Genomic DNA, 23,710 nt, shown 5'->3' with positions numbered 1-23,710 from the left:
GAAGCTGAGGCAAACTACTACAGGCAACTCAGAAATGCGGCTGAAGTGCCTGCATTAACTTAAACCAACCGACCTCCACGATTCCCGGTGCGGTTCAGATTGAGGAATGGCGTATCGAGTACAACACCGAGCGGCCTCATAGTTCGCTCGGCTATCTGACGCCTGTGCAGTTCGCCCGGGCGCACGACGCGAAGCAGCAGTTTTTAACCTCGGACTCTAACTGCAGTCCGGACTAAAACCGGGGGCAGGTCAGCCGCTCAGGCGTTCCGGTTGCATGGGATTCTACTTCGATGAAAGGAATCCCGTTCTTACCCAAAAAAAGATGCTTACGACCCAAAGCTGGCGCCAATGCAAGTCGACAGCAGGCGCTCAGAATCTTCATCCATACGTGAAAACCCGCTCGCACGCACTGCCGTTCATGGGTAAAGTGAAGCAACGTGACTTCAGCCAGCACTCGTGCGGGCTGTTACACGGCAACGCTGTTGTCCTGAAACCAAGTTAGAAGGTACTCGCACACTGTAATTTTTTAACCACAAAGGAGAGCATTCATGGCACTTAAACCAGGACCAAAGCCGATAGCAAAATCAACAGGGAAACCGGATCAGCGCCGCCGTGATAACAAGACCACACCAGGAAATACACCATCCCTCAAACCTAGCAAATCTAGCAATCCCCCAAAGAGTAAATGACAGGGGCTCTAGTTAATTTGCCCTTCTAACCCGGCAGTCGATCGGATCTGCGCGAAATGCCGCGCAGGCCGGTCACTTCTACGTTGGATGACAGCTCTTGAGCGATGATCCGACCGGCTGCTTTTGGCCGACCGCCGGCGTTCCTCCCCGGCTCTCCCCCGGGAATCCGCGAAGAACCCATGCTGTTTCACGCCGGCGCCGATGACCGCATTCGCGCTCGATCCATCGAGCGCGGCGAAACGACAGCATGCAAGCGCACAGCCCCGCGCGTCGCATCATCCCCCCGTCACCGGCGGAAAGAACGCGACCTCGCTATCCTCCCGCACGACGAAGTCCCCGGTCACCATTTCGAGGTTCACGGCCGCCCGCACGGGGCGATCCATCCGCAGCGCGTCCGCGCTGCGCGCGTCGCGTGCGGCCAGCGTGCCGCGCAGCGCGTCGACGGTGAGTTCGCGTGCGTCGATCTCGACGGTTTCTTCATCGAGCGCCAGTTGTTCGCGAATGCTCGCGAAGTATTTGATCGTCAGTTTCATCATTGGGATGTCTCGAGCAGGAACAGCGGAATCGGAAAGCGCGAAGCGAACGCAATCACCCCCAGCGCCGCATCGCCTGATCGTCGTGCGCCTTCGCCTCGACCCACCCGGATTCCCCGTCGTGCCGGATCTCCTTCTTCCAGAATGGCGCATGGGTCTTCAGGAAATCCATCAGGAATTCGCACGCATCGAACGCGGACGCGCGATGCGCGGCGGCCACCACGACCAGCACGACCGGGTGGCCGAGCGGAATGCGGCCGACGCGGTGCACGATCCTGACCGCTTCGAGCCGCCAGCGCGCAGTCGCCTCCTCGACGATGCTCCACAGCGCCTGTTCGGTCATCGTCGGGTAATGCTCGACTTCCAGCGCGACGACGTCGTCGACATCGCCTTCCTTGCGCACCACCCCAAGAAAATTCACGACCGCACCGACATTCGGGTTGCGAACGATCGGTGCAAGCTCCGCGCCCGCGTCGATCGGCGCATGCTGCACGCGTACTTCGAAGCCGGCGGCAATCGCGGGCGCCGATTCGGGCGGAGTGCCGGCCGCATCGACGGGCGGCGCGGGGCTGCCGGCACGCAGCGGATCGTCCGGCAGCCCGGCGCGGGATTCGGTGAAAGTCGTCATGACAGGTTCTCCAGTGGGCGGCGCATCCGCTGTCGCGCGGCGGCCCGTCAGCCGCCGACGAGCGACATGCGCACGGTCGGATAGGTCTTGCCCGGCGCGCGGGCCGGCCGTGCGGCCCGACGCTCGGAATAGCGGTCGTCGCGCCGCGTCCAGCGTTCGCGCACGGCGGCGGCGAGGTCGGCGATCGACGCCGCATCGTCGAGCCACGGCCGCAGGTCGGCGCCTTGCGTCGCGAACAGGCACGTATAAAGCCGGCCGTCGGCCGACACGCGGGCGCGCGAGCAGGTGCCGCAGAACGGATGCGACACGCTCGCGATGAAGCCGACTTCGCCTGCACCATCGATGTGCGCGCAACGAATCGCGGTGGCGTCGTGCCCCGGTTCGCCGACGAGCACGAGCGGGTAGTGCGCGTCGATCAGCTCGCGCATCCGCGCGGCCGGCACGACCTTGTCGCCGGACCAGAAGCTGGCGCCGCCGACGTCCATGTATTCGATGAAACGCACGGCCACGCCCGTGTGCCGGAAGTGCCGCACGAGCGGCAGGATCTGGTCGTCGTTCACGCCGCGCTCGATCACCGCGTTGACCTTGACCGGCGCAAGCCCGGCCGCGTGCGCGGCCTCGATGCCGGCCAGCACGCGCGACACCGGCACGTCGGCGTCGCTCATCCGGCGGAATACAGTGTCGTCGAGCGCATCGAGGCTCACGGTCACGCGCGACAGCCCCGCGTCGCGCAGCGTGCGCGCCTTCGCGGCGAGCAACGAGCCGTTGGTCGTCAGCGCGATTTCGACGGGCTTGCCGTCGACGGTCGTCAGCGCAGCCAACCGTTCGATCAGCGCTTCGAGGTGGCGGCGCAGCAGCGGCTCGCCGCCCGTGATGCGGATCTTCTCGACGCCGAGCGACGTGAACGCGCGGGCGATCTTTTCCAGTTGCGCGAACGACAAGCGTTCGGACGACGGCATGAACGCGTAGTCGGCGCCGAAACTGTCGCGCGGCATGCAGTAGCCGCAGCGGAAATTGCACTGGTCGATGACGGACAGGCGCAGGTCGCGCAGCGGACGGCCGAGCGTGTCGGACGGGCGGAGGAAAGCACCGGGCGATGCGTCGCCGGATGAAGCGGCGGCGGCCGGCGCGGCGGAAACGATGGCATTCACGATCGGGTCGTCGGCCTGCATGAAGTAAGCGGAGGGGCGTCGCCGCTCGGCCGTGCGTGTGTCGACGTGTCGACGCACGGGTCGTGACGAGCCTCATCGTGAGCATAGTCCGCCGGGTTGGGCCGGCAGAGACACAATCGCGCCCGAATCGCAGGAATACAGTTCGCCGCGCGGGACGCGCGACGGGCGCGGCGAATGGGGCGAACGCGCCGTATCGGGTGGAGAGTCGACTTCTCGCTCATGCGAGCCAGCGCGCGAATTCGTAGTACGGAACCGCGTCGCCGCGCGCGATGGTGCGCCCGGCCGGCAGCCGCGCGAGCCCGCTTGCCTGCACCAGCGACTGCAGCGTGCCGGCGCCTTGCTGACGCAGCGTATCGAGTACGGGCGCACCGTTTCCGTCCACCGTACAGCGTACGCGCACGAAGCGCTCGCGCTGCGCATCCGGCTCGAAGCCGGTGTCGATCGGCAGCGACGGCACGACCGGCACGCACGCGTCGCGCCCCTGCAGGCGGCGGATCAGCGGTGCGACGAACAGCGCGAACGTCGTCATCGCGGCGCCCGGATTGCCGGGCAGCAGCACGACGGGCCGCGCATCGAGCCGCGCGAGCGCGACCGGCTTGCCGGGCTTCATGCGCACGCCGGCGACGAGGAACGATGCGCCGAGCTCAGTCAGCGCCGGGCGCAGCAGGTCCTTGTCGCCGACCGACGCGCCGCCGACGCAGATCACGAGGTCGCACTGCGCGTGCAGGTCGCGCAGCGCCCGATCGACGGCGGCCGCCGTATCGGCCGCGTGCACGCTCATCGCGACGTCGGCGCCGGTTCCCGCGACCAGCGCGGCGAGCATCGGCGCATTGCTGTTGTAGATCTGCTGCGGCGCACGCGGCTCGCCGCACGCGACCAGTTCGTCGCCGGTCGTCAGGATGCCGACGCGCAACGCCGCGCGCACGTCGATCCGCGCGAACCCCTGCGCGGCGGCCACGCCGACGTGCATCGCGTCCATCCGCACGCCGGCCGGCACGAGACGATCGCCAGCGCGTACTTCCTCGCTGCGGCGGCGGATGTGCGACCCGCTGCGCTGGGGCGCGTCGAACGTGACGCAGCCGTCCCGTTCGTGCGCATGCTCCTGCATCACGACGGTGTCGGCGCCGGGCGGAATCAGGCTACCGGTGAAGAGGCGCGCAGCCGTGCGTGGTGCGAGCGGCGCCGGCGTATCGCCGGCATAGCAGCGCTGCGCGACACGCAGCGGCTCGCCGTGCGCGAGGTCCGCATGACGCACCGCGTAGCCGTCCATCGCGCTATGGTCGGCCGGCGGCTGGTCGAGCACGGCCGTCAGCGGCACGGCCAGCACGTGGCCGGCCGCTTGCGCGATCGGCACGGACTGGGTGCGATCGAGCGTGGCGAACGCGCCGGCGAATTGCTGCTGCGCGGTATCGAAATCGGTCAGGTGCTTCATGACGAATGGGCCGGGTGCGCCGGTGCAGGCGCCGGTGAGTTGAGGGAAGCGGCATCAGGCGACACGTATTCGACGAAGCCGTCGTTGCGGCAGAAACCGAGCAGCCGCACGCCGGCTTCGCGGGCGACGTCGATCGCGAGCGACGTCGGCGCCGAGATCGTCGCGATCATCGGGATGCCGACCCGCGCGGCCTTGCGCACCAGTTCGTAGCTCGCGCGGCTCGACAGGAACACGAAACCCGCGTGCAGGTCGGCGCGGCGGCGCGCGCGCCGCCCGATCAGCTTGTCGAGTGCGTTGTGGCGGCCGACGTCCTCGCACACGTCGAGCACGGCGCCGTTGCTATCGCACCACGCGGCCGCGTGGATGCCGCCCGTCTCGCGCATCAGCGTCTGCCGGGCCGGCAACGCACGTGCGGCGCGCGCGATCGCGTCGGCGCCGATGCCCGCGGCCGTGCCGGCGGCCGCGATACGCGGCGGGTGCAGGTCGAGCTGCGCGATGCTTTCGATGCCGCACACGCCGCAGCCGGTGCGGCCGGCCAGCGCGCGGCGGTGGGCCTTCAGCGCCATGAACGCCTGCTGCGACACGGTCAGGCGCACTTCGGCGCTGCCGGGCCGGCACTCGCTTTCGATGTCGAAGACGTCCGACGCGCGCTCGACGATGCCTTCGCTCAGTGCGAAACCGAGGCCGAACGCGTCGAGGTCGATCGGCGTCGCCATCATGACCGTGTGCGAGATGCCGTTGAACACGAGTGCAACCGGGGTTTCGTCGACGACGCGATCGACGGTGTCGCGCGCGTCGCCGGCACGATGGCGCGTCACCCGACACGCGGTGCTGCCGGTCGGATCGTCGCGGCGAATGCAGGACTCCATGCAGGTTTCTCCAGAGCGGGGCGGCCGGCGCGCCGGCCGGGCTCGGCGTGTGCGCCGAACCACGGGAATCGAGGCCGCCGGGCGGGCGGCGAGGGGCGCGCGACCGCCGCGGGCAGGCGTTGGACAACATGTTAAGTGGAGTGAACAGTGCGCCCGAGATACAGCGCCGCCACACGAAAAGCAGTACAGCTGAGCGTCCCGCCGGCATGGTAACTATTTTCCGTGCACACATCTTCGGCGGCGCAAGCAGCACAGTTTCAGCGCACGTTCGATTGATTGCGAGTATCGTTGCAAACGCGATATCGTCGTTCACGCTTCGATGCCGTGCGAGCCGCCGTTCGGGTTCGCATGTGTCGTCGCCAAGCCGTCGCGCGATTTCCTGCTTCGAGCGTACGTCCTCACAACCACGAGCAAATTACGGTCATGGAAATCTTCGATGCGTTCCATCTCGCCCGATTGCAATTCGCATTCACGGTGTCGTTCCACATCGTGTTCCCCGCGATCAGCATCGGCATGGCGAGCTTCCTGGCGGTGCTGGAATGGCGCTACCTCGTCACCGGCGACGCCGCCTACAAGTCCATGTTTCAGTTCTGGTCGAAGATCTTCGCGATCGGCTTCGGGATGGGCGTGGTCTCCGGCGTCGTGATGGCGTACGAGTTCGGCACCAACTGGTCCGGGTTCTCGCGCGTCGCGGGCAACATCACCGGGCCGCTGCTCACGTACGAAGTGCTGACGGCGTTCTTCCTCGAAGCCGGCTTCCTCGGCGTGATGCTGTTCGGCTGGCAGCGCGTGAGCCCACGCGCGCACTTCTTCGCGACGCTGATGGTCGCGGTCGGCACGCTGATCTCGACGTTCTGGATTCTCGCGTCGAACAGCTTCATGCAGACGCCGCAAGGCTACAAGATCGAGAACGGCCTCATCGTGCCGGTCGACTGGTTCAAGATCATCTTCAACCCGTCGTTTCCGTACCGTCTCGCGCACATGACGATCGCCGCGTTCATCGTCGCGGGCTTCATCGTCGCCGCCTGCGGCGCGTGGCACCTGCTGAAGGGGCGCCGCGACGAGCCGGTGAAGCGCAGCTTCTCGATGGCGCTGTGGATGCTGCTGGTGCTCGCGCCGATCCAGATCTTCGTCGGCGATGCACACGGGCTGAACACGCGCGAATACCAGCCGGCGAAGATCGCGGCGATCGAAGGGCTGTGGGAAACCGAGAAGGGCGGCACCGCGCTGAACCTCGTCGGGCTGCCCGACATGCAGGCGGAAACCACCCGCTATGCGATCCAGGTGCCGCACCTCGGCAGCCTGATCCTCACGCACAGCTGGGACGGCGAGATCCGCGGGCTGAAGGAATTCGCGCCGCAGGACCGCCCGTATTCGCCGATCATCTTCTGGACGTTCCGGATCATGGCCGGCCTCGGGATGCTGATGCTGCTGACCGCGCTGCTCGGGCTGCTGCTGAGAAAGGGCGGACGCCTGTACGAGACGCGCTGGTTCCAGTGGTTCGTGGTCGCGATGGGCCCGTCGGGCATCGTCGCGCTGCTGGCCGGCTGGATCACGACCGAGGTCGGGCGGCAGCCGTGGACCGTGTACGGCGTGCTGCGCACCGTCGATTCGGTCGCGCCGCTCACCGCGCAACAGGTCGGCGTGTCGCTGCTGATTTTCGTGGTCGTGTATTTCCTGGTATTCGGCACGGGTATCTACTACATGATGAAACTGATGAAGCGCGGGCCGGCTGCGCAGGCCGGCTACATCGAGCTGCACCGGCATCCGGGGCTGCGCAAGAGCGCGCTGTCCACGCCGCTGAACGTGACGGAGGCGGAGTAACCATGCATATCGATCTTCCTGTCGTGTGGGCCGCGATCATCGGCCTCGGCGTATTCATCTACGTGATGCTGGACGGCTTCGATCTCGGCATCGGGCTGCTGTTTCCGTTCTTCGATGCGAAGGCCGAGCGCCAGGTGATGCTCGACACCGTCGCGCCGGTGTGGGACGGCAACGAGACGTTCCTCGTGCTCGGCGGCGCGGGCCTCTATGGCGCGTTCCCGGTCGTGTATTCGACGCTGCTGCCGGCGAACTACCTGCCGCTGGTGCTGATGCTGGTCGGGCTGATCTTCCGCGGCGCGGCGTTCGAGCTGCGCGCGAAAGCGACCCGCACGCAGCACATGTGGGACCTCGCGTTCATCGGCGGCTCGGCGCTCGCCGCGTTCTGCCAGGGGATCGTGCTCGGTTCGCTGCTGCAGGGCATCAAGATCGAAAACAACCATTTTGCGGGCGGTCCGTTCGACTGGCTGTCGCCGTTCAGCATGCTGTGCGGGATCGGCGTGCTCGTCACCTATGCGACGCTCGGTTGCGGCTGGCTCATCCTGAAGGTCGACGGCGAACTGCAGCGCAAGATGCGGTTGCTGATGAAGCCGCTCACGGGTGTGCTGCTCGCGGTGATGGGCGTGGTCAGCCTGTGGACCGTGATCGGGCTGCCGGCCGTCGCGCACCGCTGGTTCGGCAGCGGCAACCTCGGCTGGTTCCTGCCGGTGCCGGTCCTCGTCGTCGCATGCGTGTGGGGCATCTTCTACGCGGTGAAGCGTGCGCACGAGGCCACGCCGTTCCTGCTGACGCTCGCGCTCGTGTTCCTCGGCTACACGGGGCTCGTGATCAGTATCTGGCCGAACATCGTGCCGCCGTCGCTGTCGATCTGGGACGCGTCGTCGAGCCATTCGAGCCAGTTGTTCGCGCTCGTCGGCACCGTGATCGTGCTGCCGATCATCCTCGTGTACAACGCGATGCAGTACCGCGTGTTCCGCGGCAAGGTGCGCGAGGGCGACATCGGCTATCACTGAGCGGCACGGCACTCGATGCGAAAGCGGCCCGCCACGCGCGGGCCGTTGCACATTAGGTGCGGGCGCAACGGGTTGCGTATTCCGGTTCCCTATTCCTTTGCCAGTCGAGAAAACATCATGATCGTCCGACCACGACAGAACTGGCTACGGATGCTGTTCGTATGGAACGGCTCCGTGCTGCAGTCGATCATTCCGCAGCTCGTGTTCATGGCGATCGTCAGCACGCTGGCGGTCTTCACGAACGGGCGCATCTTCGGCGAGAAGATTCCGCTGAACACCGCGCCGTTCACGCTGTTCGGGCTCGCGCTCGCGATCTTCCTCGGGTTTCGCAACAACGCGAGCTTCGAGCGCTTCAAGGAGGCGCGGCATCTGTGGGGCAACCTGCTGATCGCCGCACGCGCCGTGACGTCGCAACTGCATCGCTACCTGCCCGACAGCGTGAGCGATGCCGAGCGCAACCGGCTCGCCGATCTGCTGATCGCGCTCGCGTATGCGCTGAAGCATCAGCTGCGCCATACCGATCCGAGCGCGGACCTGCAGCGCATTCTCGGCGCGGAGCGCACGGCCGCGCTCGGCGGCAAATGCTACAAGCCGATCGCGATCCTCGACGAACTGCGCGGCGGCATCGTGCGTGCGCTGGGGCGCGCACCCGGCAGCGACGCGACCTGCTGGATGTTCGAGACGCAACTCGACGCGCTCGGCAAGTCGGTCGGTGGTTGCGAACGCATCCTGTCGACGCCGATCCCGTTTTCGTACAGCGTGCTGCTCCATCGCACCGTGTATGCGTATTGCGTGCTGCTGCCGTTCGGGCTCGTCGATTCGACGGAATTCTTCACGCCGCTGATCTGCGTGTTCATTTCCTACACGCTGATCGCGCTCGAGGCGATCGCGAACGAAGTGGCCGAGCCGTTCGGCCTTGCTCCGAATGCGCTCGCGCTCGATGCGATCACGCGCACGATCGAGCGGTCGGTGCTCGAACTCGGCGATCGGCCGATGCCCGAGGAATTCGTGCCGGCGTCGACGTATCAGATCACGTAGGCGGCGGGGTCGGTAGTGTAGTCGTCGGTAAGGTTGCTCGGCCGGAGCGGGGGCGGTTGTGTAGACTCGTGCTCGTTCAATGGAGCCCACACCATGCAACTGCTCGATCACGTGTCGATCGGCGTGCCGGATATCGACCAGGCACGCCCCTTCTACGATGCCGTCATGGCTGCGCTCGGCGCGACCAAGGTCTATGACCGGGCCAATGCGCTCGGTTACGGCGAACGTTGCAGCGCGAACGACCCTGCATCGACCTTCCTCGCGGTGTATCTGGATCCCGCCGAAATCGGGACGAGCAAGCGGCACTGGTGTTTCAAGGCCGCTTCCCGCGAGCAGGTGCATGCGTTTTTCGAGGCTGGCCTCGCAACGGGCGGCCAGTCCGACGGCGAACCCGGATTGCGGCCGCAGTACCACGGCGATTACTACGCGGCTTTTCTGATCGATCCGGCCGGCAACCGGATGGAGGCCGTGTGTCACGCAGCGGCCGCGGAGCGGGAGCGGTCGTGACGGCGCCGCTCAATCGAAATACGTGAGCCCCATCGCACCCTTTACTTCCGCAAGGGTCGCCCCCGCCACTTCCCGCGCATGCAGCGTGCCGCGCTTGAGGATCGCCATCACTTCGGCCTTGTCGGCTTCGAACGCTCGACGGCGCGTGCGGATCGGCTCGATCAGCGCCTGCAGCCGCTCGTTCAGCACGCGCTTGACGACGCTGTCGCCGAGTCCGCCGCGGCGATAGTGGGCCTTCAGCTCGTCGACCTTCGCCACGTCCGGCTCGAACGCATCGAGGAACGTGAACACGACGTTGCCCTCGACCTGGCCGGGGTCGCTCACGCGCAGGTGGTTCGGATCCGTATACATGTCCTTCACGGCCTGCGCGATCTCGTCCGGCGTCGAGCCGAGCGTGATCGCGTTGCCGAGCGACTTGCTCATCTTCGCCTTGCCGTCGATGCCGGGCAGCCGCGTGACCGCCGACAGCACGGCCTCGCATTCGACCAGCACCGGCTGCTCGACGGTCGCGTTGAAGCGGCGCACGAGTTCGTTGGTCTGCTCGATCATCGGCAACTGATCGTCGCCGACCGGCACGTGCGTCGCCTTGAACGCGGTGATGTCGGCCGCCTGGCTCACCGGGTAGGTCAGGAAGCCGGCCGGGATGTCGCGCTCGAAGCCGCGCAGGCGGATTTCTTCCTTGATCGTCGGATTGCGTTCGAGGCGCGCGACCGTGACGAGGTTGAGCAGGTATTGCGACAGTTCGGCGAGTTCGGGCACCTGCGACTGCACGACGATCGTCGAGATCGCCGGATCGATGCCGACGGCGAGATAGTCGAGCGCGACCTCGATCACGTTCTCGGTGACGCGCTGGCGGCGGCCCATGTTGTCGGTCAGCGCCTGCGTATCGGCGAGCAGCAGGAACTGCGTCGCGTCGTGCTGCATCTGCACGCGCGCGCGTAGCGAGCCGATGTAGTGGCCGAGATGCAGCGGGCCGGTCGTGCGGTCGCCGGTGAGGATGGTCGGGCGGGTGGGGTGCGTCATGGTCGTCGTTGCTCCGGGTTATCGAAGCCGCCAGCCATGATGTCAGCGCAGAAACGCAAATGCCGCCATCGCTGGCGGCATCACGTTTGGGACATGCAAAAGGAAACGGGCCGCCTGGGTCAGGCGCGCCACCAGCAATGCACGATCGGCGAGGCGGGTTTCGTTTCCATCGCGGCAGTATAGCGTAGTGCGCGGGCGGACGTGCGCGTCAGCGGATCACCGACTCCATCGCGAGGTACGCGGTTTCGGCGGACGGCCACAACAGGTATAGCAGGCCGGCCATCAGCAGCCACGCGCCGGCGCGTACGAGCGGCGTGCGGTCCTTGTCGCGAGGGGGATGGGTGGGCTGCTTCGATTTCTTCATGCTTGCAGGCGCGGGTGCGCCACTCCAACGGTTACTGCAACGGGTCGCGTGGGGCGAGCCGGGGTGTTGCGGGGGCTACGGGGCATAAATAAGTCGCGTGCCGTTTGACGATGCGGTCGATGTGTGCGTCGGCCCGGCGCGCGACGATCCGGATGGATCCGTCATGTGCGACACGCATGCTATCAGTTTGGCGGTCCGCGAACCTTAAAGAATTGTCCGGGCAATGGGCTCGGCGCCGTGCGTTGAGACATGGCGATGTTTGGCGTCAATCGTCCGAAAGAATGTGAAAATCCAATAAAATCAAATGGTTGCTATTTGTTTAATTTAAGGGGGCCGATCAACTATCGAGACATCGAGCATTTTTTGCACCTTCGGTCGCGCTAACTAGCATGGCGTGATTGTTTTTGTGTGAATGTTGCACTTAAAATCGGTGACCAAACAATTAAGCGCAGGTGGCTTGGCGGTCTGAGAGCGCCGTTGCCGAATGCCCATCGACAAGTGAACGTGACCGAACTGCTTCGCGCCTTCGTTGGCGCGCTCGATCAGAACAATCGTGCGATCCGGTTTCATTGGGGCCGTCATCAGGATGCGTTGGCGCATGTCCTGGTGCCACAGAACATCGATTTGACGGAAGGTCTCTGTGTCGGCATCGAAGGGCACCTGACCTGCCTGTCGTCACGCCCGGATCTGCCGCTCTCCGCCTTTCTGGGGTTGCCGCTTTCGGTGCAACTGATGACGGATCGAGGCAAACCGTATCCGATCAACGGGATCATCACGGATGTCCGCGCCGGTCAATCGGACGGTTCCCTCACGTGCGTTCAACTGACGTTGAGAGATGCGCTGGGTATTCTCGATCAGCGGATCAACAGCAGAACGTTCCGTTCGATGAGTGTCCCGGACATTCTGGAGACGCTGCTGCACGAATGGCAGCAACGCAGTTCCGCGTTGGCGCAGGCTTTCGATTTCGAGCTCGTGCTGGATCGCAATCAGTATCCAAAGCGCGAGCAGACGCGCCAGACGGGCGAATCAGATGCGGCCTTCATTCGACGGTTGTGTCGACGCGACGGTATTTTCTGGTACGCCCGGGCCGGCAAGCATGATAGTGCGGCCGCCGACACGCCGGTCCATACGCTCGTGTTCTGCGACGATCCGACGAAGCTGCCGCAGGCGGCGGCAGGCCAGGTGCCTTTCCACCGCGGTACGCAGTCCCGGGAGCGTGACTCGGTCACGCTATGGTCCACGGCCCGTGCGCTGACGCCCGGAAGTGTGCGGCGTGCCAGCTGGGATTACAAGACCGGCAGGATCGCGCAGGCTGAGCAGGAGACGATCGTTGATCAGGGCGAGGCGGGCAACGATCTCGCGAAGCTGCTGGCTGACTCGGTCATCGACGTTCCGCATGCGGCGGACTCGGATGCCGACCACGAGCGTCTGGCGAAGGCTCGGATTCTGGCACATGAGCATCGCGCCGAATGCGTGCATGCATCGAGCGATGTCCGGGATGTCTCGCCGGGCTTCTGGTTCACGCTGCTTGGGCACCCGGAGGTCGATACCCGGCCCGAGGAGCAGCGGCAATTCGTCGTTACCAGCTTGCACCACCGGGCGAGCAACAATTTTTCGAAGGCGCTCGACGAGCGGGCCCAAGCGCTGTTTGCCGCGAGTCGCTGGAGTTTCGATGCGTTGCCGGTCGAGGAGGGTGCCGGGGTTCGCTACGAGAACACATTCATTTGCGTGCGCCGCGGTGTGCCGCTGACACCTGCTTACGATCCGCGCGTCGATTTGCCGCCCGTGCACCCGTTTACCGCGAAAGTGGTTGGCCAGGACGGCGAGGAAGTGCACTGCGACGAATGGGGGCGCATCAAGGTGCAGATTCTTGGTTTGCACGCGGACGATCATGCTCATGCGCAAGGTGCCGGCACCAGCGGAACCGAGCGCGACAGCGCGTGGGTGAGATGGGTCAGCCCTTGGGCCGGCCCGAACTACGGCATGGACATGCTGCCGCGCGCGGGGATGGAAGTGCTGATCGACCATTTGCACGGCGACCCCGACAAGATGGTCGTGACCGGGGTGCTGCACGGTGGTCCCAACATGCCGACCACGTTCAGCCACACCGGCTCGCTTCCGGGCAATCGATATCTTTCCGGCATCAAGACCAAGGAGGTCAAGGCGGATCGCTACAACCAGCTGCGTTTCGACGATACGCCCGGCCAGATCAGCAGCCAGCTTGCCAGCGAACACACTTATACCCAACTGAACCTTGGCTACCTGACGGAGCCTCGTAGCGATGGCAAGGGAGCGCCTCGCGGCGACGGTTTGGAGGCCAGAACCGATGCCCAGGCGGTCATTCGCGCCGCGAAGGGCGTCTACGTGACCGCGCAGCAGCAGGGGCGTGCCGAAGGCAAGATGCTCGAACGCACGGCGTTGCAGACGTTGATCGAACAATTGCAGGAGCTGGTGCGGAACCTTGGTGATGCGTCCGCCGCGAACGACGCCGACAATACCGACCTGGCACGCATCGAGAAGATCACATCGCAGATCAAGGGCTGGGATGCAGGCAGCAACGTTGATCAGGGTGGCGGCGGCGCCGCCGGTGCGCCAATGGTGGCAATCGAGGGGCCAGCCGGCGTGACCGTGGTCAGCCAGGACGCGATGGTGCTCGGGGCGCAGACCAACATCGATGCGGTGAGTGCCGGCAACACGCAGATCAGCGCAGGACGTCGCCTGTTGATGCGCGTCGGAGACTGGATGAGCGCCTTCGCGGCCAAGGGCATGACGCTGGTGACGGCGGACGGGAAGCTGCGAATCGAGGCGCACAAGGAGGATGTGGTCGTGAAGGCCGCCAAGCGCATCATCCTGGAAGCAGGCGAGGAAATCGTGTTTCGCTCGCCGAAGGTCAATACCCAGGCGAGGGAGGAAGCGTCGATCAACGGCGGATCGAGCTACAGCCAGTGGAGTGGCAGCGGCGTCGTGCATGGCACGAGTGGGGTATGGCGCGAACATGCAGCGTCGCACAGTCTCGTTGGGCCGGACAACAAGCCTGTGAAGGCGCCCGCTCCCCTGACGTTCAAGGAGCTGGAACAACAGGACAGCCTTGCGGTGGTGCTCCGTTCCCACCCGAACGACGGCCGGCCGCTTGCCTACGAGCCGTACACCCTTTACAAGGGGGCGGCGAAGATCGCGGACGGCGTGACCGACGAGCATGGTCAACTGATCATTGCGAATCACCAGAAGGGCACGTCTTCCTACACGGTCAAGCTGCACAACGGGCACGAGATCGAGGTGCCCGTGATGGAGGGAGGGTTGAGCGACGATGATCAACTGGCCGCGCAGGGATGGCGGGCAGTCGACGGTGATCCGGAATCGCGCCAGCGCCACGCACAGGGCTGACCGGCGATTCGCTACAGTTTTCGACGAGAAACGTGATGTCCGATACCAATACTCAAAACAAATCGAAGGCGCCGGTCGATGTCGACAAGCGTCAGGCGGTCGCCAGTGCGCAATGGTTTCTGGAAAAGCAGGCGGACTACTACGCGCCGCCGTATGAAAAGAACAATCTCGACGTCTTCATTTGCGGCGAGGACGCGTTTACGCAGATTGCGGCCGACTTGAAGGCGGCCAAGCATAGTGTCGAAATCATTTGCTGGGGCTTCGACCCCGGGATGGAACTGATCCGCAAGGGCACGGTCTGGCCGCGAGGAGATACGTGGGGCGGGCTGCTGCGCGATGTGGCGGCCGGGAAATTCAACAACGGTAAGCCGGTGCAGGTTCGCTTGCTTTCGTGGTATGGCGTGATCGGAAGTACCATCTCGAACAACATGCCGGGCTACAGCGGAGGCCGCCTTACTTACGAGCAGAAGATGGCCATGGAGGTCGGCAAGGCAGGCGGCATCTATGTGCAGTTGGGCGATGCGCCGCAGCCCCAGACGCCGCAAGAACGGCGCGAGGACTTCAATGCGCGATGGTACGACGACGCGTTTGCCGGCCGCCTGCCGAACCTGTCGCTCCGTACGCGGGACGGCAGCAGCAAGGACGTTCACGAAAGCCTGGCGCACGAGCCGGGCAAGCGCGACAACCTGGAAGATTTCGGCCTGGAGAAATTAGCCACCGACCATCAGAAGACCATCCTGATCGACTACGACCACGAGGGTGGTACACACGCCGTCGGCTACGTGATGGGGCTGAACAGCGTGACCGACTATTGGGATACGCAGCAGCATCTCTTCCACGATCCCCGTCGCGGTGAGGGATGGGAGGGAGCCAACGACTCGCAACCGGGATTGAAGCCTTATCAGGACTACGCGAGCCGGATTCGGGGCGAAGCTCTGGTGGCGGTGAGCAAAAACTTCGCCGATGCATGGAACCGGGCCAAAGGCCGCGGAGCGAACCTGGCACGGACACACGATTTCAAAAAGGTGCCCCCCGGCTTGACGCAGAATCTCGGCACGCCGTGCCAGCGTGCGCAAATCGTCCGTACGCAGCCCGAAGAAAAGGACAAATCCGTCAAGGCGTTGTATATCCAGGCGACATCGTTTGCGCGCAGCTATATCTATATCGAAAACCAGTATTTCCAATATACCGAGTGGCCGACGAAGCTGAAGGAATTGCGAACCGAGTTTCTGTCGCGCAGTCAGGCGGCCGGAAAGAGTCCGGCCGACATACCAAATCTGCACGTGATGGCCGTCATCCCCACGCCCGAGCGGATACAGATGGTGCCGCGCACGCACGACACGGTCAAAGTGCTCGGCTATGGCACCTCGATGCCCAATCAGGACAAGGCGGTCGAAGACGAACTCGCGCGCAACCGGCAGCAACAGGCGACCTGGGACGCCTACGTCAAGCGGCAGAAAGAGAGCAGCGCAAGGATCGACCCCGACTATTATCCTGCTCCGCTGTCGCCTGCGGCGCAAAGCGCCAAGGACCTCGGTGACAAGGCGTCGCTGACGAAATCGCTGGATCAGATGGGCATTCGTGCGCTGGTCGGTAGCCTATGGTCCTTTGACTACAATTGGCGCAGTTCCAAGCTGAATACCGAGACGGAGAAGAAACAGGCGCGCTGGGATGACTACGTAAAAAAGCAGCAAGCCAAAGGCGAACTGCCCGACCCGGACTTGGCGCCGATGCTGCCGTTGCCGGCACAATCATTCGCGGCTCGGTACAGGGAGATCTACATTCACAGTAAATTGCTGATGATCGACGACAGTTTCTTCACGTTGGGCAGCGCCAATCTGAATTTGCGGAGCATGGCGGTAGATGCCGAGATCAACGTGGGAACCGACGACCGTGCGAAAAGCGAAGATTTGCGCAAACGGGTGTGGAAGCTTCACACTGGAAATGCAGCGGATTGCAATCCGTCTTCGCTGACTCCACAGGCCATGTCGAAGGCATTCCGCAACTGGGTGCAATTGCTGCGGGCCAACGAGCTCGCCCGAAAGAAGGGGGACGCGCCAACCGGCTTCCTGCATCCGTTCCATGATGAGCGTGTGACAGGCATTCGCTTATCCTGAGTAGGCTTCCTAAATCGTGCTAAATCAATTGCGTTCGACTCTCGCCAACCGTATCGGCTTCGCCCGGTTAGTTTGTGCTTTCCTGTTCCTTGCATGTGCCGCCTGCTCAATGAACGATTCTCTTCCTCGCAACATGTCGTTGACCGCCTTCGACCCGCATCGCACAGCATTCGAGTGCAAGCACGAGGTTGACGTGATTCCCCCGGTCGATCCAGAGGCCGATCGCTGGAATCAGCAGGCAATGGCGCTGACCAGTTCGCTGTTATGGCCGAACCAGCGCGATTACAAGGGCGCCGTCGATTTGTGGACGAAGGCGGCTGAGCGCAAGCACTGGAAAGCCATGCTGAATCTGGCGAATGCGTACGCGCAGGGGCAAGGTGTGGAACGTGATTCGGAACATGCCGTCCAGATTACCGAACAGGCGATGAAACTGGGTATTCCGGCAGCCTATGATCTGATGGGCACATACCACATGAACGGGATGGGCGTTAAGCAGGATGCCAGCCGCGCCTATGCATTTTGGCAACTGGCCGCCGATATGGGCAGCCCGAGTGCGATGGCGTATTTGGGTGGCAAGATGGACGCGCTCTATGACGACCCGAAGGCTGGCTTCTGGGGTAACCGCAAGATCGCGCTCCAGATGCTTGAATGTGCGGTCGCGCAGGGCAACGGATCTGCTGCATATCAGTTGGGAACGACTATTGCGGGTGATCGAGCCGAGTTGAGCGAGAACAACGAACGCGCACTGAAGACGTTGCATGCGGGCGTGAAATTCGGCAGCGCCGAGAGCGCGGGGTGGCTGAGTGCGTCGTTTGGCAAGGGGGACGCCTTGGTCGGCCATATCAAGGATGAAGCCCGCGCCGAGCGCTACAGTGTCCTTGCCGACCGCCTCGAGCGCGACCCCGACCTGCGTCTGCCGAATCTGGACAAGGTCGTGCCGCTGCCGCCCGCCAAGCTGCCCAAGTGGGACGGCAACAAGGAGACGTTGATCGACGCGGCGAAAGCAGTGATGTCCGTGCCGGTGTCGCCGGTCAAACCCGCGGCGCACCCCGTGTCGCTGCGTACTGGCCGCGCGCACGTGCCCGATGGCTACATGCTGCCGGAGAAGCCACAGGTTGCCGTTCCTCCGCAGGCGGAAACGACGGCCGCTCCTGCCGGCGGTTACTGGCTCGCACAATTGAAGTATCCGACCGCCGAACGTCACTTCGCATGGAATGCGGCTCAGGTACCGATGCATTACCGGAATGAGGAACTGTTCGATCGGAGTCGCCCCGGCCTGGCGCCCGAGGACGGTCGCATCTTCTTCCACTATGTCGGCGATGCGATTCCGATGCCCGTGCAATCGGTGGAATCGCATCCGCGTGTGACGCAGGGCATTGCGCGCGCCGCTGAATTTCCCGACCCGGCCATCCGGTGTCGCGGCATGCGCGCGTGCCCGGTGACCGGTATCTGGCAGGCCGCGGTGGCGGACGATCATCCTCGGGCGGCCACGTTCAATCAGTGGTATCGCCAGGCCTACGTATTGCAGGGTGACGCGTTCCCCGATCCACGGGCCATGCATCTGGACGTATCGCCGGCGGACGTGACGTGGACGTGGTGGAACGAAGCCAATCACCCGGGATTCGCGAAGCTGCCTCAGGTCAGCGTCGGCAACCCTTCCGAGAACGCTTGACGGAGCAGAGATGCGTAAATCGACGATTGCCGCGACGGTGTGTGTCGGAGGGATAATCCTGGCTGCCTGGGGAGCGGTTGCAACAATGGGGGCCGTGGCGCAGATCAGCGGAGGTAGCTACGGTTCACACGATGTAAGCGATTTCGCGATCGAGAATTTCCTGTTTCTCGGTCCGCTGCTTGCGTTGGGTGGCCTGGTCGCATGGTTCGCCAGCCGAGGTTCGGCAACATCCGAGCGCGACGATGGTGATGAACAGCCTTCGGGCGAGGATGAGCGCGATCCGGCTGCTCCCGCGCACCGGGACGCAGACCGATGAGCAGTGCTGACATCATCTACAAGCACGATCAGTGGCGCAAGGGCGCGGGCGGCATGCCCGCAGGACTGTCCGGTCAGGCAGACAGCTCGGCCTATGCCGGCCTCGATCTGGGTCTCGCGCAATTTGCCGGTAGCAGTTTCAGCGGTAGCAGCTTCGCCGGAACGTCATTCCGGCAGGCCGGCTGGACGGGTTGCCGGTTCTCGGCCTGCACGTTTACCGGTTGCGATTTTGCAGAGATTGCGATTTCCGGGTGCACATTCGTGGATTGCAGCTTCAATGACGCCGCTTTTCAGGGCAGCACTTTCAACGGCGTGAAATTTCTCGGATGCAGGTGGAACGGCGTCCAGTTCGACGGCAACACATGGCATTCGGTGCAGGTGCTGGACTGTACCGGCACGACGGTTGAAGCTCACGGCCTCAAGGGACTCGACGTCGACTTCACCGGAAGCTATTTCGAGCATCTGGCGTTCGAGGATACGGAAATCAACGGCGGGAATTGAGTCGAGACCGCCACCGTTGCGGGGTTTCGTCGACGTAGTGGCGAGTGGATTCGCGACGGTTACCCATTGCGTATTCGGTTCCGCACCGCAGCCCCGAGAAAATGGTGTTCCGCCAAATCTGCACGAGCGCAACACGGTGACATTCTCGATGGCGGCAGTGGTGTGCGCGTCGGCTTGAGAAACATGCCTCGAACTGGGGAACATCGAATACAGCAGTACTTGGGGCGAAAGTACCGCGTGACGACGCGGAACATCGCGAGGCAGCCATTCCGCTTCGCCCGAATCCGAATCACATCCGATACGGGCGCAAATGTCCCGCCAAATCGTGCGATGCGCGGCGGGCGGGCACTATCCCAAGCTGCCTCAGTTTTTTTGCCCGCCGACACCGACGAAAAATACCATTTCGCATAAAGCGGCCTATCACCGAGCGGACGGGTGCGACCGTACGTGCGCGGCCCGTCCGCTCGAACAACGTGTACTCCGGGGATGCACGCTTTCACGCGCGGCCCGGACGCTGACGACATCGGCCACCTGACACCCACCGCCCGCACGCGGTCCCGCCCGACTTCACAGACCCCTCGCACGGTTCGTCCTTGCAGCAGTCCTGCCGAATTTCCGGCAAGGCCGTCGCACATCCCTTTCCCGGAGAACCCCATGCGATATCCGTTGCAGCACGCCGATCAAGCCGCCGTGGCGCGGCGTCCATCCAACCCCGAACCGCACGTACCCGTGCCGCGCGTGAACCTCGAGGAGGTGTGAGCCATGAGCAACGAAGCACTCGACCCGCTGCTGCGGCAGCTCGCGGAGAAGCGACTCGGACGGCCTCTCGAGCCCGCCGACGAACAGGCGCTGCTGGAGCGGCTGTCGGGCCGGCAAGGAAACGCGTCGGCGCCCGCTGCCGGTCCGGCCACGCAGGCGAGCACCGCGAACGCGCCCTTGCCGCAGTTCAAAACCCGGCAAGAGGCCCGCCAACAGATCAAGCATTTTCTGCAACTCAACCAGCAAAAGGCGTACGAGAAGATGCGCGGCATCCTGCAGACGATCGACACGCAGAACGAGACGACCCTCGGCATGCTCGCGTCGGAACAGCGAAAAGTATCGGACGTACTCGACGCGAACGAGCCGGCCGGCGACGCGCAGGCATCCGGCGCAGCCGGAATCCAGGACAGCACCCGCGAGGCGATGACGATGATCGGCGAACAACTGACGGGCCTGATCCGCCAGGAAATCGAAGCATGCTTCCGGCAATACGGCGATGCGCTCGCCGAAGGGCTCGCCGAACGGCTCGCCGTCAGGCTCGACGCGATGGAGGACCGGTTGCGCAGCATCGTCGCCGGCCCGGTCGAACCCACCGAACCCACCGCTGCCGTTCACGATACGCGCGGCCAAGCGTCCATGGAGTAGCACGCGGGTCATGCGGCCGAACGCGAAACCGGCCGGCCCCGTGTGCGACCTCTCAACTACGTGAACCAAGGAGCAACAAATGGCTGATACGTGTCAAGTGTGCCAGGTCAATCCCGCGATTACCGATGCGGTCACACAGGTCAACGTCAAGGTGGTCGCGGAAGCGCCGGCAATGGCGATGGGCTCGCTGTACCAGGCCCAGAGCCATTCGCTCAGCATCCTGTTCGAGAACGCGGTGCAGCAGCAGTCGCAGGCCGCGATCCAGTCGCAAACGTCGACGAACGTGGGGACGATGCAGCTCTACACGATCGGGCCGGAAAGCGCGGGCGCGGCCGCCACGGAAATCGGCGCGAACGGGATCATTTCCATTCTGGCCGACGTGATCGCGATCGCGAAGGCAGTGCGGCCGTAAGGCGTCATCGCAGCACCGTGGTCGAGCGGCGGCGCAAGCGGCACGCGCCGCCGATACCGCCGCCGCGCCGCGGATTCGCAGCATGACCGCCGGCGCCTGACCCACGGCGCCGCGCGGTGTTCCGGAGCAAACGACAGAGCGGGCAGAGCCGATTCGATGCGGTGCCCGTTCGCGAACCAGGAGAAATACGATGGCAAACGACGTCAACGATCCGCTTGACACGAAGGACCCCTGTAAGACCTGTGCGGTGAACGCCGCGATCACCGACGCGGTCACGCAGACCAACGTCAAGGTGGTCGGCGAAGCGCCCGCGATGGCAACGGGCTCGCTGTACCAGGCCCAGAGCCATTCGCTCAGCGTGCTGTTCGAGAACGCCGTGCAGCAGCAGTCGCAGTCCGCGGTGCAGCTGCCGACCTCGACGAACGTGGGCACGATGCAGCTGTACACGCTCGGGCCGGCGAGCGCCGGTGCCGCCGCCACGGAAATCGGCTCGAACGGCGTGCTGTCCGTGCTGGCCGACGTGCTGGCGCTCGGCAAGGCGCTGACCGCGTAACCCGGCGTCGGCGCCGGGCGGCGGCCCCGATCGCGGTGGCTGTCGCCCGGCGCCCGACGTCGTGTCGACGCCCGTGACGGCGGACGTCCTGCCGGTATCGACGGCGCCGACCGACCCATTCATGCTTTCGCCGCGACCGCGCCGCAGCGGCGAGCCAATCAGGAGCAACGACATGCCGGAACAGGTTTCCCCTGCGATGACCGATGCAGTCACGCAAGCCAACGTCAAGGTGGTAGGCGAAGCGCCCGCCGTGGCCTTGGGCACGCTCATGCAATCGAACAGCCACGCGTCCGCGGTCCTGCTTCACAACGCGGTGCAGATGCAGGCGAACCAGGCGGCGTCCAACCTCGCGGCCACGACCGTCGGCATTATGCAACTTTATGCGGGCTCACCGGTGGCACAGGCCAGCGCGGCGCGGTCGGCGAACGACAGCTTCGTCTCGCAACTGGCCGCCGTCGCGCAGTTGATGAACGCCCTCGGTCACGGGCGCGGCTGACCTTCACCGCGCGCCGCGCAACGCGGCGCGCTCGACCTGTCCGCACGGCGGCGCCGCATCGCGCATGCGCTTGCCGGAACGGGCGTCAATTGGCGTCGACGATGGTCCGGAGTTGCTCCGGTTTCCGAATCGTGACGCCGTGTTCGTGTAGCCGGATCAGGCCGTCGCGCTGCATCTTCTGCAGGCTGCTGTTCAGTCGCGGCCGGCTGACGTTGAGCATCGCGGCGAGAATGCTCTGGCTCTCCGGCAGTGGCACCTCGAGATCGTTTCCTTGCATGCGGTTCAGCAGATGGCGCGCGAGTCGTGCTTCGAGCCGGTACAGGCACGCCGACTCGACGAAGTCGCTCAGCTGATGAATGTGCCGGCACAGCTGCTCGTGGATGCGCGCCATGAATTCCGCGTTGGCCTGCAGCGGCGCGAAGTGCTGGCGATGCAGCAGCGAAATGCGGCAGTCGGCGCTCAACTGGGCGGTGAAGCTGCGTCGGTGCGCGAGAATCAGCGTGTTTTCACCGATGAGTTCGCCCGGCATCGCGTGGCCGAGAATGATCTCGCGCCCGCCTGGCTCGTGCAGCGTCTTGTACACGCGGCCGCGGTGCACGAACGCGACGAAATCCCCCGGATCGCCCTTGAAGAACAACAGGCGATTGCCGTGTTCGGGCCAGGACGTGACATGCCGCTCGATGTGCGCGAGCAGGCTCTCCGGCAGACCGGCGAGTATCGGGATATTGCGCAGCGTTTGAGCGTTAGCGAGGGCAGGCATGTTTTCCGCGCGAGGTTGTTGGACGATGCGGCCACCTAGCGAAAAACGCTGCCTTCGGCATTGCGTGAAAAATGAATAATGAAAGTATTGAAATAGTGGGCAAGCGGTCCGGACAAGGCGACACTTTGGCGGCAAGTGCGCTTGATCGACCGACATCGAAAGCAGCCTGCCGGCGCACGGACGCATCGCGGCGGTAATCGTTCTTTTTCATCGCAATGCCGTTATTCAGTCAGGCCCGGCGGCGCACCTGAAACGACGGATCGGGCTATGCCGGTGAATTAATATTTCCGTGCATAATAATCAAGAAAATTTACCGAAACCGATTATCGTTATATCGGTGTTACACGGGTAACAGCGCCATTCCCGGCATCGAATCGATTCTGTGTTTTCCATAAAAAAGGAAGACACGGGATGACAACCTCGAACCAGCACGCTGCCCCGACGCCCGAGTCTCCGGCGCAGCAGCTCGACCGCACGTGGCGGGAAATGCAGGGGAAATTGCGGCGCCGCGCGCGCCTGTTGTGCAAGGGTGATGTTCACCGCGCCGACGAACTGCTTTCCGATACCGCACTCAAGGTCCACATTTACCTGCAGCGCTCGCCCGAGCGCGTCCGGAACCTGACGGGTTTCCTCTTCCTCGCGCTGAATCACGCGTTCCTCGATGGCGCGCGCCGCCGCCTGCGCGAAAGCGGCATGCTCGAATTCGACCCGGCGTGGGACGACGATCACGCCGTCGAGCTGGCCGGCCACGCGCCGTCGGTCGAGCAGCAACTGCTGCTGCGGCAACAGCTGCTGCGTCTCGAGCAGGCGCTGTCGGTGCTCTCGCCGCAGCAGCAGATGCTGTTCACGCTGAAGTTCGAGGAAGACCGGCCGTATTTCCACATCGCCGCGACGCTCGGGATCAACGAGCCGCTGGCCAGAAAGCGCGTCGAGCTGCTGCGCAAGAAGTTGCGCGAGGAACTCGCGTGAGCGCGTTCACGAATGCCGGCACGCAGCGTTCCTAACGG

General features: G+C 64.3%; 22 protein-coding genes and 1 pseudogene. 15 read left to right on the top strand and 8 right to left on the bottom strand.

The window, feature by feature from the left end; genetic code table 11:
• Nucleotides 1–95: 95 nt before the first annotated feature.
• A pseudogene (locus tag HWX55_RS08615) lies at nt 96–236 on the top strand (integrase core domain-containing protein); the annotation flags it as partial.
• Between the two features lie 728 nt (nt 237–964).
• On the opposite strand, the gene moaD reads toward HWX55_RS08615, so the two are convergent.
• The 5 genes from moaD to fdhD all read right to left on the bottom strand — a co-directional run bounded on the left by moaD (nt 965) and on the right by fdhD (nt 5,323).
• Nucleotides 965–1,222 carry a molybdopterin converting factor subunit 1 gene (moaD, locus tag HWX55_RS08610; RefSeq protein WP_175975317.1) on the bottom strand — a complete coding sequence of 86 codons (258 nt, stop codon included), beginning with the start codon at nt 1,220–1,222 and terminating at the stop codon, nt 965–967.
• Between the two features lie 55 nt (nt 1,223–1,277).
• A complete protein-coding gene (locus HWX55_RS08605) occupies nt 1,278–1,850 on the bottom strand; it encodes a molybdenum cofactor biosynthesis protein MoaE (RefSeq protein ID WP_175975302.1) in 573 nt (190 codons plus the stop codon).
• A 47-nt stretch (nt 1,851–1,897) separates the two neighbouring features.
• Nucleotides 1,898–3,022, bottom strand: coding sequence for a GTP 3',8-cyclase MoaA (moaA, locus tag HWX55_RS08600; protein WP_175975301.1), 1,125 nt, complete (start codon nt 3,020–3,022; stop codon nt 1,898–1,900).
• 217 nt (nt 3,023–3,239) lie between these two features.
• On the bottom strand, nt 3,240–4,454 hold the full coding sequence (glp, locus tag HWX55_RS08595; RefSeq protein WP_175975300.1) for a gephyrin-like molybdotransferase Glp: 1,215 nt from the start codon (nt 4,452–4,454) through the stop codon (nt 3,240–3,242).
• On the bottom strand, nt 4,451–5,323 hold the full coding sequence (gene fdhD / locus HWX55_RS08590) for a formate dehydrogenase accessory sulfurtransferase FdhD (RefSeq protein WP_175975299.1): 873 nt from the start codon (nt 5,321–5,323) through the stop codon (nt 4,451–4,453). The genes glp and fdhD overlap by 4 nt, the downstream gene beginning before the upstream one ends.
• 423 nt (nt 5,324–5,746) lie before the next feature.
• Between fdhD and HWX55_RS08585 the strand changes: the two genes are divergently transcribed.
• The 4 genes from HWX55_RS08585 (at nt 5,747) to HWX55_RS08570 (ending at nt 9,702) form a co-directional block, all read left to right on the top strand.
• Nucleotides 5,747–7,147, top strand: coding sequence for a cytochrome ubiquinol oxidase subunit I (locus tag HWX55_RS08585; protein WP_050014043.1), 1,401 nt, complete (start codon nt 5,747–5,749; stop codon nt 7,145–7,147).
• Nucleotides 7,148–7,149: 2 nt separating this feature from the next.
• Entirely contained in the window at nt 7,150–8,157 is a 1,008-nt protein-coding gene (gene cydB, locus HWX55_RS08580; RefSeq protein WP_175975298.1) for a cytochrome d ubiquinol oxidase subunit II, read from the top strand.
• Nucleotides 8,158–8,274: 117 nt separating this feature from the next.
• Entirely contained in the window at nt 8,275–9,195 is a 921-nt protein-coding gene (locus tag HWX55_RS08575) for a bestrophin (protein WP_175975297.1), read from the top strand.
• A gap of 93 nt (nt 9,196–9,288) precedes the next feature.
• Nucleotides 9,289–9,702, top strand: coding sequence for a VOC family protein (locus HWX55_RS08570; protein WP_175975296.1), 414 nt, complete (start codon nt 9,289–9,291; stop codon nt 9,700–9,702).
• A 9-nt stretch (nt 9,703–9,711) separates the two neighbouring features.
• Here the strand turns inward: HWX55_RS08570 and trpS are convergent, their stop codons facing one another.
• Complete coding sequence (gene trpS / locus HWX55_RS08565; protein WP_175975295.1) at nt 9,712–10,725, bottom strand: tryptophan--tRNA ligase; 1,014 nt, start codon at nt 10,723–10,725, stop codon at nt 9,712–9,714.
• Nucleotides 10,726–10,933: 208 nt separating this feature from the next.
• A complete protein-coding gene (locus tag HWX55_RS08560) occupies nt 10,934–11,089 on the bottom strand; it encodes a hypothetical protein (RefSeq protein ID WP_175975294.1) in 156 nt (51 codons plus the stop codon).
• Between the two features lie 513 nt (nt 11,090–11,602).
• Between HWX55_RS08560 and tssI the strand changes: the two genes are divergently transcribed.
• The 9 genes from tssI (at nt 11,603) to HWX55_RS08515 (ending at nt 21,943) form a co-directional block, all read left to right on the top strand.
• On the top strand, nt 11,603–14,473 hold the full coding sequence (tssI, locus tag HWX55_RS08555; protein ID WP_175975316.1) for a type VI secretion system tip protein TssI/VgrG: 2,871 nt from the start codon (nt 11,603–11,605) through the stop codon (nt 14,471–14,473).
• A gap of 35 nt (nt 14,474–14,508) precedes the next feature.
• A complete protein-coding gene (locus tag HWX55_RS08550) occupies nt 14,509–16,590 on the top strand; it encodes a phospholipase D-like domain-containing protein (RefSeq protein WP_175975293.1) in 2,082 nt (693 codons plus the stop codon).
• 109 nt (nt 16,591–16,699) lie between these two features.
• Nucleotides 16,700–18,262, top strand: coding sequence for a DUF6396 domain-containing protein (locus HWX55_RS08545; RefSeq protein WP_175975292.1), 1,563 nt, complete (start codon nt 16,700–16,702; stop codon nt 18,260–18,262).
• A gap of 10 nt (nt 18,263–18,272) precedes the next feature.
• Nucleotides 18,273–18,578 carry a hypothetical protein gene (locus HWX55_RS08540; RefSeq protein ID WP_175975291.1) on the top strand — a complete coding sequence of 102 codons (306 nt, stop codon included), beginning with the start codon at nt 18,273–18,275 and terminating at the stop codon, nt 18,576–18,578.
• On the top strand, nt 18,575–19,078 hold the full coding sequence (locus HWX55_RS08535) for a pentapeptide repeat-containing protein (RefSeq protein WP_175975290.1): 504 nt from the start codon (nt 18,575–18,577) through the stop codon (nt 19,076–19,078). The genes HWX55_RS08540 and HWX55_RS08535 overlap by 4 nt, the downstream gene beginning before the upstream one ends.
• A 762-nt stretch (nt 19,079–19,840) precedes the next feature.
• Nucleotides 19,841–20,482 carry a hypothetical protein gene (locus HWX55_RS08530; RefSeq protein WP_175975289.1) on the top strand — a complete coding sequence of 214 codons (642 nt, stop codon included), beginning with the start codon at nt 19,841–19,843 and terminating at the stop codon, nt 20,480–20,482.
• A gap of 79 nt (nt 20,483–20,561) precedes the next feature.
• Entirely contained in the window at nt 20,562–20,894 is a 333-nt protein-coding gene (locus HWX55_RS08525; RefSeq protein WP_175975288.1) for a RebB family R body protein, read from the top strand.
• Nucleotides 20,895–21,084: 190 nt separating this feature from the next.
• Nucleotides 21,085–21,447 carry a RebB family R body protein gene (locus HWX55_RS08520; protein WP_175929862.1) on the top strand — a complete coding sequence of 121 codons (363 nt, stop codon included), beginning with the start codon at nt 21,085–21,087 and terminating at the stop codon, nt 21,445–21,447.
• Nucleotides 21,448–21,619: 172 nt separating this feature from the next.
• Complete coding sequence (locus HWX55_RS08515) at nt 21,620–21,943, top strand: RebB family R body protein (RefSeq protein ID WP_175975287.1); 324 nt, start codon at nt 21,620–21,622, stop codon at nt 21,941–21,943.
• A gap of 85 nt (nt 21,944–22,028) precedes the next feature.
• Here HWX55_RS08515 and HWX55_RS08510 read toward each other — a convergent pair whose 3' ends face one another.
• Nucleotides 22,029–22,859 carry a Crp/Fnr family transcriptional regulator gene (locus tag HWX55_RS08510; protein WP_244140527.1) on the bottom strand — a complete coding sequence of 277 codons (831 nt, stop codon included), beginning with the start codon at nt 22,857–22,859 and terminating at the stop codon, nt 22,029–22,031.
• 255 nt (nt 22,860–23,114) lie between these two features.
• Between HWX55_RS08510 and HWX55_RS08505 the strand changes: the two genes are divergently transcribed.
• The gene (locus HWX55_RS08505) at nt 23,115–23,672 is read left to right on the top strand and encodes a sigma-70 family RNA polymerase sigma factor (protein ID WP_069619138.1); all 558 of its coding nucleotides are present in this window, start codon (nt 23,115–23,117) and stop codon (nt 23,670–23,672) included.
• The last annotated feature ends 38 nt before the right edge of the window (nt 23,673–23,710 follow it).

It is taken from the genome of Burkholderia sp. BCC1047, assembly GCF_902833155.1.
GTDB lineage: Bacteria > Pseudomonadota > Gammaproteobacteria > Burkholderiales > Burkholderiaceae > Burkholderia > Burkholderia sola.
The sequence above is the reverse complement of the archived record's forward strand: the minus strand, read 5'-3'. Positions and strand labels throughout refer to the sequence as shown.

Bases quoted from the DNA above. Each gene is read 5' to 3' on its own strand.
- HWX55_RS08575 (WP_175975297.1), top strand. From the start codon at position 8,275: ATGATCGTCCGACCACGACAGAACTGGCTACGGATGCTGTTCGTATGG.
- HWX55_RS08535 (WP_175975290.1), top strand. From the start codon at position 18,575: ATGAGCAGTGCTGACATCATCTACAAGCACGATCAGTGGCGCAAGGGC.
- HWX55_RS08515 (WP_175975287.1), top strand. From the start codon at position 21,620: ATGCCGGAACAGGTTTCCCCTGCGATGACCGATGCAGTCACGCAAGCC.
- HWX55_RS08545 (WP_175975292.1), top strand. From the start codon at position 16,700: ATGAACGATTCTCTTCCTCGCAACATGTCGTTGACCGCCTTCGACCCG.
- HWX55_RS08520 (WP_175929862.1), top strand. From the start codon at position 21,085: ATGGCAAACGACGTCAACGATCCGCTTGACACGAAGGACCCCTGTAAG.
- HWX55_RS08505 (WP_069619138.1), top strand. From the start codon at position 23,115: ATGACAACCTCGAACCAGCACGCTGCCCCGACGCCCGAGTCTCCGGCG.
- HWX55_RS08570 (WP_175975296.1), top strand. From the start codon at position 9,289: ATGCAACTGCTCGATCACGTGTCGATCGGCGTGCCGGATATCGACCAG.
- HWX55_RS08530 (WP_175975289.1), top strand. From the start codon at position 19,841: ATGAGCAACGAAGCACTCGACCCGCTGCTGCGGCAGCTCGCGGAGAAG.
- HWX55_RS08510 (WP_244140527.1), bottom strand. From the start codon at position 22,859: ATGTCGGTCGATCAAGCGCACTTGCCGCCAAAGTGTCGCCTTGTCCGG.
- HWX55_RS08585 (WP_050014043.1), top strand. From the start codon at position 5,747: ATGGAAATCTTCGATGCGTTCCATCTCGCCCGATTGCAATTCGCATTC.
- HWX55_RS08540 (WP_175975291.1), top strand. From the start codon at position 18,273: ATGCGTAAATCGACGATTGCCGCGACGGTGTGTGTCGGAGGGATAATC.
- HWX55_RS08605 (WP_175975302.1), bottom strand. From the start codon at position 1,850: ATGACGACTTTCACCGAATCCCGCGCCGGGCTGCCGGACGATCCGCTG.
- trpS (WP_175975295.1), bottom strand. From the start codon at position 10,725: ATGACGCACCCCACCCGCCCGACCATCCTCACCGGCGACCGCACGACC.
- fdhD (WP_175975299.1), bottom strand. From the start codon at position 5,323: ATGGAGTCCTGCATTCGCCGCGACGATCCGACCGGCAGCACCGCGTGT.
- HWX55_RS08550 (WP_175975293.1), top strand. From the start codon at position 14,509: ATGTCCGATACCAATACTCAAAACAAATCGAAGGCGCCGGTCGATGTC.
- cydB (WP_175975298.1), top strand. From the start codon at position 7,150: ATGCATATCGATCTTCCTGTCGTGTGGGCCGCGATCATCGGCCTCGGC.
- HWX55_RS08525 (WP_175975288.1), top strand. From the start codon at position 20,562: ATGGCTGATACGTGTCAAGTGTGCCAGGTCAATCCCGCGATTACCGAT.
- HWX55_RS08560 (WP_175975294.1), bottom strand. From the start codon at position 11,089: ATGAAGAAATCGAAGCAGCCCACCCATCCCCCTCGCGACAAGGACCGC.
- moaD (WP_175975317.1), bottom strand. From the start codon at position 1,222: ATGAAACTGACGATCAAATACTTCGCGAGCATTCGCGAACAACTGGCG.
- moaA (WP_175975301.1), bottom strand. From the start codon at position 3,022: ATGCAGGCCGACGACCCGATCGTGAATGCCATCGTTTCCGCCGCGCCG.
- glp (WP_175975300.1), bottom strand. From the start codon at position 4,454: ATGAAGCACCTGACCGATTTCGATACCGCGCAGCAGCAATTCGCCGGC.